The sequence below is a fragment of the Salinivibrio sp. SS3 genome (genome assembly GCF_001722105.1).
Lineage (GTDB): Bacteria > Pseudomonadota > Gammaproteobacteria > Enterobacterales > Vibrionaceae > Salinivibrio > Salinivibrio kushneri.
The window spans coordinates 55,393-69,961 of sequence record NZ_MEBQ01000007.1 but is presented as its reverse complement, the minus strand read 5'-3'; the positions used below and the strand labels follow the sequence as shown (position 1 = coordinate 69,961).

The 14,569-nt window shown below is 50.8% G+C and carries 11 protein-coding genes; 3 read left to right on the top strand and 8 right to left on the bottom strand.

The features are described 5' to 3' along the window. Positions 1-5 precede the first annotated feature (5 nt). The 3 genes from nagC to asnB all read left to right on the top strand — a co-directional run bounded on the left by nagC (position 6) and on the right by asnB (position 5,131). The gene (gene nagC / locus BGL48_RS03700) at positions 6-1,220 is read left to right on the top strand and encodes a DNA-binding transcriptional regulator NagC (protein WP_069361397.1); all 1,215 of its coding nucleotides are present in this window, start codon (positions 6-8) and stop codon (positions 1,218-1,220) included. Between the two features lie 393 nt (positions 1,221-1,613). Further along, positions 1,614-3,194 carry a cation:proton antiporter family protein gene (locus BGL48_RS03695; RefSeq protein ID WP_069361396.1) on the top strand — a complete coding sequence of 527 codons (1,581 nt, stop codon included), beginning with the start codon at positions 1,614-1,616 and terminating at the stop codon, positions 3,192-3,194. Between the two features lie 269 nt (positions 3,195-3,463). Further along, positions 3,464-5,131: an asparagine synthase B gene (gene asnB, locus BGL48_RS03690; RefSeq protein ID WP_069361395.1), complete on the top strand. Its 1,668-nt coding sequence runs from the start codon at positions 3,464-3,466 to the stop codon at positions 5,129-5,131. 74 nt (positions 5,132-5,205) lie between these two features. Here asnB and BGL48_RS03685 read toward each other — a convergent pair whose 3' ends face one another. From BGL48_RS03685 to apt, 8 genes are all read right to left on the bottom strand, one after another. Next, positions 5,206-6,507 (bottom strand): inosine/guanosine kinase, encoded by a 1,302-nt coding sequence (locus tag BGL48_RS03685; protein ID WP_069361394.1) that lies wholly within the window; start codon positions 6,505-6,507, stop codon positions 5,206-5,208. An 89-nt stretch (positions 6,508-6,596) separates the two neighbouring features. Continuing rightward, the gene (hemH, locus tag BGL48_RS03680; protein WP_069361393.1) at positions 6,597-7,571 is read right to left on the bottom strand and encodes a ferrochelatase; all 975 of its coding nucleotides are present in this window, start codon (positions 7,569-7,571) and stop codon (positions 6,597-6,599) included. Between the two features lie 209 nt (positions 7,572-7,780). Continuing rightward, on the bottom strand, positions 7,781-8,425 hold the full coding sequence (gene adk / locus BGL48_RS03675; RefSeq protein WP_069361392.1) for an adenylate kinase: 645 nt from the start codon (positions 8,423-8,425) through the stop codon (positions 7,781-7,783). A gap of 157 nt (positions 8,426-8,582) precedes the next feature. Then, complete coding sequence (gene htpG, locus BGL48_RS03670) at positions 8,583-10,478, bottom strand: molecular chaperone HtpG (RefSeq protein ID WP_069361391.1); 1,896 nt, start codon at positions 10,476-10,478, stop codon at positions 8,583-8,585. Between the two features lie 357 nt (positions 10,479-10,835). Further along, a complete protein-coding gene (gene recR, locus BGL48_RS03665; RefSeq protein WP_069361390.1) occupies positions 10,836-11,444 on the bottom strand; it encodes a recombination mediator RecR in 609 nt (202 codons plus the stop codon). A gap of 3 nt (positions 11,445-11,447) precedes the next feature. Next, positions 11,448-11,777, bottom strand: coding sequence for a YbaB/EbfC family nucleoid-associated protein (locus BGL48_RS03660; RefSeq protein ID WP_021022483.1), 330 nt, complete (start codon positions 11,775-11,777; stop codon positions 11,448-11,450). A 24-nt stretch (positions 11,778-11,801) separates the two neighbouring features. Further along, positions 11,802-13,964 (bottom strand): DNA polymerase III subunit gamma/tau, encoded by a 2,163-nt coding sequence (gene dnaX / locus BGL48_RS03655; RefSeq protein ID WP_069361389.1) that lies wholly within the window; start codon positions 13,962-13,964, stop codon positions 11,802-11,804. 57 nt (positions 13,965-14,021) lie between these two features. Beyond that, positions 14,022-14,567, bottom strand: a complete 546-nt coding sequence (gene apt / locus BGL48_RS03650) for an adenine phosphoribosyltransferase (protein ID WP_069361497.1) — start codon at positions 14,565-14,567, stop codon at positions 14,022-14,024. Between the last annotated feature and the right edge of the window lie 2 nt (positions 14,568-14,569).

Here is a 14,569-nt window from a genome sequence, read left to right as displayed (position 1 = left end):
CACCTATGACTGGCGGAAAAATCGGGAATGTCGATCTTGTAAAGCAACTTAACGGAGCTGCCGTTTATCGATTAATTGATCAACAAGGGCCTATTTCACGCATACAAATTGCCGATGTAAGCCGATTGGCGCCGGCAAGTGTGACCAAAATTACCCGCCAACTGTTAGAAAGAGGTCTGATTAAAGAAGTGGCACAACAAGCGTCGACAGGCGGACGTCGTGCCATTTCTCTCACCACCGAGTGTGCGCCCTTTCATACCCTTGCGGTACGACTGGGTCGTCACTTTATTGAGTTGTCTTTGTATGACTTAAGTGGTGCCTCGTTGGCTGAACACGGCGAAACCTTCCAGTACCATGATCAAGACGAGCTTGTTCAAGGCTTGATTCATATCGTTAGTCAGTTTTTGGAAACGCACCAACACGCACTCCGAGAACTGATTGCGATATCCGTAGTGATGCCTGGCCTGGTTGACCCTGATTCAGGGGTGGTCGAATACATGCCCAACATCAATATTAAACAACTTGCGCTTGCTGATACCTTGCGCGAAGAATTTGGTGTGCAGGCTTTCGTTGGCAACGATATCCGCGGACAAGCATTAGCGGAGCACTACTTTGGGGCGAGCCAAGACTATTACGACTCTATGCTAGTCAGTGTGCATCATGGTACTGGCGCGGGGATCATCGTCAATGGGCAAATTTTTCTTGGCCAGAACCGGAATGTGGGTGAACTTGGTCATGTACAGATCGATCCACTGGGTAAAAAGTGTCAGTGTGGCAACTTTGGCTGCTTAGAAACCGTGGCGTCGAACGAAGCGATCATTGAACACGCGCAACAGCTGCTTGCACAAGGGCATCCCAGTAGCCTCAGTTATGATCAAAGTCTGACTATCGAAGCGATTTGCCAAGCCGCAGAACAAGGTGATGAGTTGGCGCGCCAAGTATTGGTGAAAGTCGGTAATCATCTGGGTAAAGCGATCGCGATGACCGTCAATCTATTTAACCCACAGCTGGTGGTCATTGCGGGCAAGATTACTGCAGCAAAAAGTGTGGTCTTCCCTGCCATTGAGCGCTGTGTCGAGAATCAATCATTGCCAAGTTTCCACGAAAAGCTGGCGATTGTTAGCGCCGACCTAGAGGCTCAGCCGACAATGGCCGCGTTTTCCTTGGTTAAACGCGCAATGCTTAACGGTGAGCTCCTACAAGAGTTGCTAGAAGAGTAAGGCGTTAGTCAGAAAGCCGAAATTGCCTGGCTGACACCAGTCAGGCTTTATCTACCTGCGATGAGCGTACGCATAAAGCCTCGCTGATACACCGGCATACTCACTGGGAGTCGAGCACTCCCCTCTTTTTCCATCCCGCCTATTGCATCACGCCTCTAATCACTCAGTCAGCACCCTGTCTTGAGTCACCTTTTTTAAGTCAATCTGTTTATGTCACCCATGCAGCAAAAGGCTGGAAGCTTTCGTCGATCGGCGCTTCACCGCCACTGTCACTATGCTGTCGGTTCTCACGCTTCCTGATTTTACATTCACATACTGACCACAAAACGTGTACATTATAGCCACGTTAGCGACAACGCCTTGTCTCACTCAACTTTAGAATAAGTACAAGATATGGAACTGGTTTTTATTTCCGCCGCATTTATCAGTGGCTATGCATTAATGCGCTGTCATCTCCCGCCATTGGTTGGCTTTCTTATCGCGGGCTTTGTCCTGCATGCCATGGGCTACCAGTCGACACCGGTGATCACGCAGTTGGCCGATCTGGGTGTCACCTTGCTGCTGTTTACTATCGGCTTAAAGCTTGATGTCAAAACCTTGCTTGCCAAAGAAATCTGGTTTGGGGCCACGGCCCATAATGTCCTGACAACCGCCTTTTTTACCCTCGCGCTAATGGGCCTTAAAGCACTGAGCATTCCTATGCTGTCAGGCATGAGTCTATCTGAGATGCTGCTGCTTGGCTTCGCGCTTTCATTTTCTAGCACCGTCTTTGCCATCAAAGCGCTGCAAGAAAAAGGGGAGCTGAATGCCACCTATGGCACCTTGGCCATCGGTATGCTGATCATGCAAGATATCTTTGCCGTGATTTTCCTCACCACTACATCGGGCAAAACCCCCGAACTGTCCGCCCTCCTCCTCTTTGGTTTACCTCTGCTAAAACCGCTATTGGGTAAGCTTTTGGACAAGGCAGGTCACGGTGAAATCTTGGTTCTTTATGCCGTGTTCCTGGCCCTTGTAGCTGGTGCGGGGCTGTTTGAGGCCGTCGGCATAAAGCCCGACTTGGGCGCGCTTATTCTCGGTATGCTGCTTGCCAGTCACCCACGTGCATCCGAAATGGCCAAATCACTGTTTAATATGAAAGAGCTGTTTCTGGTTTGCTTTTTCCTCAACATTGGCTTATCCGAGCAGCCTACCTGGCAGAGCTTTAGTTTTGCACTGATCTTGATGTTATTACTGCCCATCAAGGGCGTACTCTACTACTGGATCGTCAGCGGCTTTCGATATCGCGTTCGTACGGCCTTATTCACCACGCTCACCTTATTCAACTTCAGCGAGTTTGGACTTATAGTGGGTGGCTTGGCGTATAAAACAGGACTGATGCCCGGCCCGATCCTGGTTTCCATCGCCATTGCGGTATCACTCAGTTTTGCCTTTTCCGCTCCCCTCAATACCTTTAGTAACCAGCTGTATGGGTGGGCGTCACGTTGGCTGCCTGAACGTGCCCCCGACAAGCTTCACCCCAGTGATCAACAAATCAATCTCGGTGATGCCAACATATTGGTACTCGGGATGGGACGCATTGGCTCAGGTGCCTACGACGAACTTGCCACAACACACCACCAACCGATTGTGGGGATTGACACACGAGAAGACTCGGTGACGCGTCATCAGCAAGAAGGACGACGTGTCATTTTAGGCGATGCAACCGACCCCGACTTTTGGTCGCGGGCGGTGTCTGATGGCAATATCTCGCTCATTCTGCTCGCCATGCCTCATAGCCATGCCAATACACTGGCGCTCGAGCAAATTCGGCAAACGGGATTTAATGGCAAGGTTGCCGCCATTGCTAAGTACCAAGACGAGCTTGATCAACTTAAAGCACTTGGCGTGGATGAAGCCTTTAATATCTACCAAGAGGCGGGCAGCGGCTTCGCGCGCCACGTAAGAGACCGCTTCTCTCACCCGGATAGCTAGCGCCCCATGGCGACACGACTCACGCACAAGCCTCGATGCTTGTGCGTTTTTGTATAAAAACTGCACCATTTTTAAATTTAATTCGATATAATTATATTTTATTAAATTTAATTCACTATAAAGCAAGTTTCGATAACGAATTTGTTTTATCTACTTGTGTCTTTCTCTGCCACAGGGCAAAGTGTGGTTAACAAGTCGCCGCCAGTCGCCCTTTATCGCCGGCATAACACGGCGACAAACACCGCATAACATAAACAGAGAGGAAGATTATGTGTTCAATTTTTGGAGCGCTTGACATTAAAACCGACTCGCAACAATTGCGGGAAGTCGCGTTAAAAATGTCGAAGACCATGCGTCACCGTGGCCCAGACTGGTCAGGGATTTATTCGTCTGAAAAAGCGATTCTCGTTCATGAGCGCCTTGCGATTGTCGATCTTAACAGTGGGGCACAGCCACTTTATAACCAAAACCAAACTCAAGCCCTCGCAGTCAACGGTGAGATCTACAATCACAAAGAGCTCCGCGCTGAGTTTGCCCCCGACTACCCGTTTCAAACCGAGTCTGACTGCGAAATTATTCTCGCCCTATATCAAGAGAAAGGCCCAGAGTTACTCGATTACCTCAACGGTATCTTTGCCTTTATTTTGTATGATGAGGAGCAAGATGCATATTTAATTGGTCGTGATCATATTGGCATTATCCCGCTTTATCATGGCCACGATGAGCACGGCAACTATTACGTCGCGTCTGAGATGAAGGCGCTAGCCCCTATTTGTAAAACCATTAGTGAGTTCCCTCCGGGTCACTTTTTATGGAGTAAACAAGGTGAGCCGGTCCGCTATTACAAACGCGCATGGATGGAATACGATGGCGTAAAAAACAGCACCACGGATAAGGCGGCACTCAAAGAAGCCCTAGAGAAAGCAGTTCATCGCCAATTGATGACGGATGTGCCTTATGGTGTATTGCTGTCCGGCGGGTTGGACTCATCGGTGATTTCCGCAGTGACCAAGCAGTATGCCGCCAACCGTATTGAGGATGACGACCAAAGCCAAGCATGGTGGCCACGTTTGCACTCGTTTGCTATCGGCCTGGAAGGGGCGCCGGATTTGAAGGCCGCCAAAGAGGTCGCTGACCACCTTGGCACCGTTCACCACGAGTTTACCTACAGCATTCAAGAAGGCTTGGATGCCATCCGCGACGTGGTGTATCACATCGAGACCTATGATGTGACCACTATCCGAGCATCAACGCCTATGTATCTGATGTCACGTAAAATCCGTGCGATGGGGATCAAAATGGTGCTCTCAGGAGAAGGCGCCGATGAGGTGTTTGGCGGCTACTTATATTTCCACAAAGCGCCCAACGCTCAAGAATTCCACGAGGAAACCGTTCGCAAGCTGCTTGCGCTCAACATGTTTGATTGTGCCCGCGCAAACAAATCGATGGCCGCCTGGGGCGTTGAAGCGCGTGTGCCCTTCTTGGATAAAGAGTTTTTGGAAGTGGCGATGCAAATCAAGCCAGACGATAAAATGTGCGGTGACGGCAAAATGGAAAAACACATTATTCGAGAGTGCTTCGGGGATCTGTTACCAGAGTCGGTGGCATGGCGTCAAAAAGAGCAGTTTAGCGATGGCGTCGGTTACGGCTGGATTGACACCTTAAAAGCCATTGCCGATGAAAAAGTCAGCGATCAACAGTTAGCAACCGCCGCGTTCCGTTTCCCATACAATACGCCGACCACCAAAGAAGCGTATATGTATCGTGAGATTTTCGCCGAACTCTTCCCTCTGGAAGATGCCGCGAAGTGTGTTCCTGGTGGCCCGTCGATCGCCTGCTCCAGTGCCAAAGCGATTGAATGGGATGAATCGTTCAAAAACCAAGCTGATCCATCAGGTCGTGCGGTCCGCAACGTACACGAAAAAGCGTATCAATAGGCCCGCCCCTCACGACCAGTAATAAAAAACCGCCAACATCAATTGGCGGTTTTTTATCGTTTAGGGCAATGAGATTAACGTTCCCAGTAAGCCTCTTCCAAGCTATCTTCGCGCTCCGGCAAGCCACGAGACAAACGCGGAGAGTGCTGCGCCAGCACCTCATAGCTAACACGGTTAGCGTATTTACACACCTGAGAAAACGATGAGTAAGTCAAAAATGGGTACTGATGTTTGCTTGAGTTTGGCACGTTATCACGGTGATAGCGGTTAGCTGACATATCGTGCAGCAACGCAGACAGGGCACCGTCACCCGCACCATTGGTGTTTTTGATCCGTTCTGGTCCACCCATGTATGGCGCAATGTGCGAATAAATCTTAATCGGATTTTCGCAATCGGCTTTGATCATTGGGCGGCTAAACTCATACATATTGAACTCGGGAATGGCGCCGGGTAATAAAGGCAGTGAGGTTTCGCGTTTGGCTTTATCTTCACTATAACCCGCCATGTACAAGCCAATCGGGCCGGCGGTGCAAAGCACCATATCCACCCATTGTAAGGCGGCGTCGGCCGCGAGCAGAGGATCACTTTCACCCGTGAGCGCTTCGCCCTCATCTTCGTTCATCGCCACCACACTGACGTGTTCAGCCAGAAAATCACGCCACCATTGTGGATTTTGTTCAATCACATACTTGGTACCCAGCGTCATCACCACGGGTACGTTATGCTTTTTGGCATATTCGATGGCACGCATGGTCGCGTCCGGCATCGGATCACCGTCTTTGCAGCGAACCAAATACGCTGTCAAAACCAAGGCTGACGCGTGCTCAAAGATATGTTCCGGAATCGACTCAGGACGCAGCTGGTTCATCAAGCCTTCGTTAATAGCAAAGGTACGCTCACCGCAATCGCCAATCAGCGCGTAACAACGGCCAATCGGGCCTTGGACAGGTTGCAGATAGTTGAGATCCATGCGGCTGGATGTATTGCATAAATAGCGATAAGAGTAGCTACCAATGCGAATATCCTGACTCATCACGCCAAGCAGAATGGATTGGTCGTCCGCTAAAGCGGAGTAGTTGTGCAAGGTATTGCCAATGGTGCCGCCCGCAAATTCATGCGTCACCAAGTTATTGTCTTTGAGCTCTTGATACAAGGCTTCAGCCCGTTCATCGTCAATCACTAACGAGTGGCCTTTGCTCAAACCATAGCGCTCCAGGAAGTCATCACTCACTTTTGCTTCTATATCCACCAAGGTTTGGTCAATGCCAATCACATGAGGACGTTTAAAGCCACGCTCACTGGCAGGGTTAAGCAAAGGATCCCGGGCATGAACCGGAAAGTAGTGTTTAGACTTACGTTGTCCTGGAAATTTCATGGTTCGTGTAACTAGCTAATGGAAGGGAGGCGCGAATTCTACCACAGAATTTGCGCCTGCATAGCGTTGGAGAAACGAATTTTATCTGTCTACCACCCTTGGGTATGCTCTGCCACCAGCGTCGCCATTAACTCAATATGCGCCTCATCATCGTTTAAGCATGGGATAAAACGGAAGGCTTCGCCACCCGCTTCTAAAAAGATATCCCGACACTCACCGGCAATTTCTTCCAAGGTTTCCAAGCAGTCAGAGGAAAAGGCTGGCGTCATGATATCCAGGGTTTTAATCCCTTTCGCGGGCAGCGCTTCCAAGGTTTTATCCGTGTAAGGCTTAAGCCATTCTTCACGCCCAAAACGCGATTGGTAGCTCATCATGATCGCCTGATCGGGGAGCCCGAGTTCCGCCTGCAACAATGCTGTGGTTTGTTCACAGTGTTGCGGGTACGGATCGCCGTTATCGGCAAAGCGTTGCGGGATCCCATGGTATGAACACAGTAAGAGATCGCCCTTGCCATGCTTATCCCAGTGTCGCTGCACGGAGTCTGCCAATGCGGATTGATACGCTGGATGATCGTGATAGTGATGCACAAAGCGAAGCTCAGGCAGCAAGGGGCCTCCTTTGAGGGATTTGGCAACTTTATCAAATACCGCGGCGGTGGTGGTCGCAGAGTATTGCGGATACAAGGGCAAAACCATGACCTTTTCACAGCCTTGTTGCTGCAGTTTCTCTATACCATCCGTAATCGACGGGGAACCATAGGTCATGCCTAGGGCAACGGGTAATCCCGACTTGTTGGCTAAGGCATCACGCTGGCGTGTGGCGTATACCATCAGCGGTGAGCCCTCGTCCATCCAAACACTTTGATAGAGCTTCGCCACCTTGGGAGAACGTACTGGCAGAATCACACCATGCAGCAGTGGGCACCACAACCAACGCGTTAAATCGACCACCCGATGATCATGCAGAAATTCAGATAAAAAGCGCTTTACAGAAGAAGAAGTAGGCGCATCTGGGGTTCCCAGGTTGACCAGAAGTACGCCAACTTGGTTATGCTTTTCGGTCATGTTTGTTGTCCTTGGCTTTGGCTCGGCCACGAGCCCAGTATTTTTGTTGTACCTTTCCAATTTAACGTATCTGATTAAATTGTTTGGAGAATGACGCGTAGCTTGCCACAAAAAAACCGGAGCGACTAATCGTCAGCTCCGGTTTCTACTATTAGCAATACCGATGACAACCTGTGTCAGCACGTAAACGCGCGACACCTTGAGCCGGTTTAGCCGAGTACCTTTTGGATCTCTACGCTCACCTGCTCCACGGCTTGTGTACCATCGAAGGTCACAAACTGGGTGTTGCCAGCATCCGCTTCTTTTTTGTAGTAAGCAATCAGAGGTGCGGTTTGGTTATGATACACATTCAACCGTGCGCGCACTGTCTCTTCTTTATCGTCATCACGTACCACTAGCTCCTCGCCAGTCACGTCGTCTTTTCCTTCCACTTTCGGTGGGTTGTAAACAACGTGATAAGTACGGCCTGAAGCAAGGTGAGCACGGCGACCACTCATACGCTCAACAATTACGTCATCCGGAACGTCGAATTCGAGTACGTAATCGATCGCAACACCGATCTCTTTCAGTCCATCAGCTTGAGGAATGGTGCGTGGGAACCCATCTAGCAAGAAGCCGTTGGCACAATCATCTTGCGAGATACGCTCTTTAACCAAGCCAAGAATGATGTCATCAGACACCAATTCGCCAGCATCAATAACCGCTTTGGCTTTTAAACCAAGCTCAGTGCCCGCTTTAATCGCGGCGCGCAGCATGTCACCCGTAGAAATCTGCGGAATCCCGTATTTTTCCATGATGAACTGCGCTTGCGTCCCTTTACCCGCGCCCGGTGCACCCAACAGAATGATGCGCATAGTGATCCCCTTTATGATTATTTAGGTTTCGTTAAACTGCGTCTATATTCGCAAAGACACGAAACATACACGCTTAACTAAACGCTATCAAGCCCGGCAATCCGGCCGGGCTTGTTCGATAGTCATTCAGTATGTGGTCTCGACAATCGCCTGTCGATTATACCTTAGTCAGAAGCTGGTTGACCGAGGCCAAGAAGTCTGACGGATCGTCCATGCTGCCTTTCTCTGCCAGCATCGCTTGACCCAGCAGCATTTCTACCCAGGTACCGAATTTTTGCTCATCGCTCTCATCCGCCATGCGCTTAACCAGATCGTGCTCTGGGTTCAGTTCAAAGATGTACTTCACATCAGGCGCTTGCTGACCAGCCGCCTCAAGAAGCTTCGCCATTTGCGTGCCCATCTCAAACTGATCGGTCACTACCACCGCCGGTGTGCCAGAGAGCTTAAAGGTGGTACGCACATCTTTAACACGCTCACCTAGGTGCGATTTTACTCGCTCAATCACAGACGCAAAGGCTTTTTCGGTTTCTTCACGCTCTGCTTTTGCTTCTTCATCATCGAATTGGCTCAGATCGAGGTCTGCCTTGGTGATTGCCTGGAACGACTTACCATCAAACTCGGTCAGGTAGCTCATCAACCACTCATCGATGCGGTCATACATCAAGATAACTTCGATGCCTTTGGCTTTAAACTGCTCCAAGTGCGGGCTGTGCTTGGCCGCATTGTAGCTATCCGCGGTGATATAGTAGATCTTGTCTTGCTCTTCTTTCATGCGCGACACGTAGTCGGCCAAGGAGACGGTCTGCTCAGCGCTGTCTTCATGCGTTGAGGCAAAGCGCAGCAAGCCAGCAATTTTTTCTTTATTGCTGAAATCTTCCGCTGGCCCTTCTTTCATCACCAAGCCAAATTCACGCCAAAACGTCTGATACTTCTCCGCATCGTTTTTAGCCAGTTTTTCTAGCATCGACAACACACGCTTGGTACATGCACCACGCAGTGACTGCGTGATCTTGTTGTCTTGCAGAATTTCACGCGAGACGTTAAGTGGTAAATCGTTAGAGTCAATCAAACCACGGACAAAGCGCAAGTAGCTTGGCATGAACTGTGACGCATCATCCATGATAAAGACGCGTTGTACATAGAGTTTCAGTCCATGTTTGTGCTCGCGGTTGTAAAGATCCCATGGGGCTTTGGACGGGATATACAACAAGCTGGTGTAGTCGTTTTTACCTTCGACGCGGTTATGGCTCCAGGTCAGCGGTTCGGCGAAGTCATGGGACACATGTTTATAGAACTCTTTGTATTCGTCTGCCGAGATATCTGACTTAGCACGGGTCCAAAGCGCTTGCGCTTTGTTGACTTGTTCCCACTTACCTTCGCCCGTCTCGTTACCTTCCTCGTCTTTCTCTTGCGTCCACATTTCTACCGGTATACCGATATGGTCGGAGTATTTACCGATCACCTCACGGAGACGCCAATCATTGAGGAATTCTTTCTCGTCGTCTTTAAGATGCAGCGTAATTTCAGTGCCACGCTCTGCTTTGCTGATAGGCTCTAGGGTATACTCACCTTCACCGGTTGACTCCCACTGCACTGCCTCGTCGGCCGCAAGACCCGCCGCGCGAGTGCACACGGTTACCTTGTCAGCGACAATAAAGGCAGAGTAAAAACCGACCCCGAATTGGCCAATCAGGTTCGAGTCTTTGCTTTGATCTTCGTTAAGCTGTTTAAGAAACTCTTCTGTGCCAGATTTGGCAATGGTACCGAGGTTAGCGATGACGTCATCACGGCTCATACCAATACCATTGTCTGAGACAGTTAACGTACCGGCATCACTATCAAAGGAAAGACGAACGCGCAGGTCACCGTCGCTTTCATAAAGCTCTGGCGCGGACAATGCTTTAAAGCGCAGCTTGTCAGCAGCATCTGACGCGTTTGACACCAGCTCTCGCAGGAAAATCTCTTTGTTTGAGTAGAGAGAGTGGATCATCAACTGCAGCAATTTGGAAGTATCAGAACCAAACTGATGTTTTTCTGGGGTTTTCACGCTCATGTCAATCTACCTAACACTATGAGGATTAATGGCGACGTGGACTCGATGCCCACGTTTCAATGAATTCGTTACTCAGTCTCCTTGGATATAGGGATCCGGTACCACGCTTTCAAGGCCTAAGTGGTCAAATATAAGCCAGTTAGTGTTAAGTTGCCGACACTCGAGGTATATCACACAGGCTGAGGCTATAAACCATAGAAAAAGAAAAGCCTAACCAGAGGCTAGGCTTTGCAAGTCAGTAGCGTGATTGACATCGCTGCTTTGACGGTTGGTGTTGCCACATTCTCTTGCCGACCCTCGCGGGGGAAGACAATGTCACAACCGGTAGGTGCAGTCTCTTGAGCACGGCAGGCGCTTCTAGCGATATTTCAACTGCTGGCGACCGATAATCGAATGAGACAGTGTCGTACCGTCGACTAGTTCAAGCTCGCCGCCCATGGGCACGCCATGTGCGATTCGGCTGGCACCCACTTGATGTTCTTGGCAAAGCTCAGCGATGTATTGCGCGGTGGCCTCGCCTTCCACCGTTGGATTGGTCGCCAAAATAAGCTCTTGAATCGGTTCGTGCTGCAAACGCTTTTCTAGCACATCAAGGCCAATGTCTGCCGGACCAATGCCATCAAGCGGTGACAGATGCCCCATCAAGACAAAATAGCGCCCAGCGTACTGCCCAGTCGCCTCGACGGCCGAAATGTCTGCCGGGCTTTCAACCACACAGATCAACCCGGTTTCTTGGCGTTTCGGGTTATCGCAAATCGCACACACGTCTTGCTCGGTAAAGGTTCGACATTGGCTGCAGTGGCCAATGTCTGTCATTGCCGTGCTCAGTGCTTGCGCGAGAGCCAGTCCACCTTGGCGATTTCGTTGCAATAGGTGGTAGGCCATCCGCTGCGCTGATTTAGGGCCCACCCCGGGCAAACAACGCAGCGAGTCCATCAGTTGTTCAAGTAACTGGCTGGTGCGCATAGATTAAAATGGCATTTTCATGCCTGGTGGTAACTGCATACCGCCTGTCACGTCCGCCATTTTCTCTTTTTGCTGCTCCTCAACACGACGGGCAGCATCGTTGAATGCGGCCGCGATCAAGTCTTCCAGCATGTCTTTATCATCTTCCATCAAGCTATCGTCGATGTCGACACGACGGATGCTGTGGCTGCCTGTCATGGTGACTTTCACCATGCCTGCGCCCGCTTCGCCTGTCACTTCCATGCTGGCAATTTCTTCTTGTACTTTCTGCATGCGCTCTTGCATTTGCTGCGCCTGCTTCATCATGTTACCCATGCCGCCTTTACCAAACATAATTCTCTCTCTTGGTTAGGTGTCTTAAATTGGTCGAATGCTGTCTTCCTCTAACTCCGCCGCAAAGCGTTGAAGCATAAAAGTGACATTCGGATCATTATGCAGGCTGTGTGTCGCCTGCGCTAATTTTTGTTGATAGAGCTGCTCTCGCCGCTCTAACGGTGTGATTCCCGATTCCCCGAGCTGTACCTCTAAGGTTATGGGGGCACCCAATGCCGTCGTCAAGGCCTGAGTTAATTGCTGCTGGGCTTTTTCGGTATTCAAGTGCGATTGATCCGGGCGTAAGATAAGCTGTACCTGCTCACCTTGCTGGGACATGGCCGCGTTGAGTGCCATTTGCTTGACCAATCGCTCTACGTCCAAGCTGTCTGCCAGTGCACACCAAGGATCTTGCGCATTGGTTTCCTCCACCAGTTTGTCACGCATGGCAGGCGTTTTTTCATGCTCTAGCGCCTGCTTTATCGACTTAGGGGTCAGGGTTGGTACGACCTCAGGCGATTGTGACACAGGCTGAGTAGGACGCCATTGATAAGGCTCTGACGATACCTTACTTCCATGCGATGTCTGCTGGGGGGCTGACTTCGAAGTGCCCGTTTGATGCGCCGGGGCGGACACAGGCGATGCACTCTCTGCCGCCGTCGCTACGCGATCGAGCACAGATAACGCATCAGTCTTGGCCGGTGTCCGTCCCGTCTTTTTTACCCCATCTCCCGTTTTATCAGCTTGACGTTTCATACGACTACGCAGCTGATTACGCGCCTGGATAAGGCTAGAGGCAGGCGAAGAGGCAGATGGCTCACTCGCGGACGCTGCATCCGGCACCGAGTCTTCGACCACCGGTTGGCTTTGCTCGACGACACTCGCGTCACGTGCCCCACTGCCGGACGCATCTATGCTGGGCTCCTCCGCGCCAGTCTTTGCCATCGGCTGCTGAGGCGCATGGCTTGGTGGCACTTGGTTTGGCGACGCCACACTGGCCGATGAGACCTGCGCTTTTAATGCATTCAGCGCTTGCGAAGGATCTTTTTTTGTCGGCTGCTGTGACACAGAAGCGGGATCATGTGTCGGCACCGATATGGTAGCCGGTTCATACGGCACGGTTTTGACCGGCTGAAACGCCAACATACGCAGCAAGACCATTTCTAATCCCGCCCGCCCATCAGGGGCGTAAGGCAGGTCTTGCCGTCCTTGCAGTGCCATTTGGTAACACAGCTGCACATCTTGTGGCGCAAGTCGCGAGGCCAAGGCGTGGATCCGTGCTTGCTCACCACTGTCGTCATCATGCGTCTGAGGCAGTGCTTGAGCCAACGCCACATGGTGAAGCTGACTGGCTAACTCTTTGAGTAAGCCATCCCATTCCACCCCGACGTGCGCAATCTGCGTCAGCATGTTCATCAACTCGACCGCATCATGGTTCGCCAAGGCTTCAAGGAGTAAGAGTGCGTTATCGGTACTCAGTGTCCCTAGCATCTCTGCCACTGCTTGGGTGCTAATTTGGCCATTTCCCAGCGCAATCGCCTGATCAGTCAAGCTCAAGGCGTCGCGCATACTGCCTTCCGCCGCCCGTGACAATAGCATTAACGCACGTGACTCTGCCTCGACACCTTCTTGATCAAGAATATGCTCTAGCTGCGTTTGGATCTGACTGGCGTCAAAATGCTTTAAATGAAACTGCAAGCAACGCGATAAAATGGTGACCGGTAGCTTTTGTGGATCCGTGGTCGCCAGCAAAAACTTCACGTATTCGGGCGGCTCTTCTAACGTTTTTAACAATGCATTAAAGCTGTGGCGCGACAGCATGTGTACCTCATCAATCAGGTACACCTTATAACGGCCACGTGCAGGCTTGTACTGGACGTTATCGAGCAGCTCTCGCGTGTCTTCTACCTTGGTACGAGAAGCGGCATCAATCTCCAGCAAGTCAACGTACCGGCCCTCGTCGATCTCACGGCAGGTTGCGCACTGTCCACATGGCGATGACGACACGCCCTGCTCACAATTAAGCCCTTTGGCAAAAATACGCGCAATAGTGGTTTTACCCACACCGCGAGTACCACTAAACAAGTATGCGTGGTGCAAGCGGTCATGATCCAACGCATTGGCCAAGGCCGTGAGCACATGACTTTGACCAGCAACAGACTCAAAATTATGGGGTCGCCACTTACGTGCGAGAACTTGGTAGCTCATGTCAATTCGCTTCCTGTATGCTTATGGCTAACGCGAGACCCTGCACATAGCCTGGCATTAATGACCGGCAAATTCGCACAAGCTATAAACGTTGATCCCAAGCGCGGCCAGTTTTTCTTCCCCGCCGATATCCGGCAAGCTTATCACAAAGCCAGCGTGTTCTACGGTGCCACCTAAACGGCGCACCAACTTCACGGTGGCTTCTATAGTGCCGCCTGTCGCCAGTAGATCATCAATCACCAGCACTTTATCCCCCTCACCAATCGCATCACGATGGATTTCCAGGGTATCTTCACCGTATTCCAGCTGGTAGTTTTCGCTGATCACCGCGCGTGGCAATTTGCCAGGTTTGCGAACTGGCACAAACGGGAGCCCTAGCGCAAGCGCCAGAGGCGCACCGAATAAAAAGCCACGTGACTCGGTACCAATCACCTTGGTAAATCCATGATCGCGATATTGTGCCACCAAGGCGTCAATTGTCGCTTGGTAGGCAGCAGGGTCTTCCATTAAGCTGGTGACATCGCGAAATAAGATGCCAGGTTTGGGGTAATCTGGGATGGTTTGAATACTTTGTTTGATGACATTCAAGCTGTCGGTGCTCATGG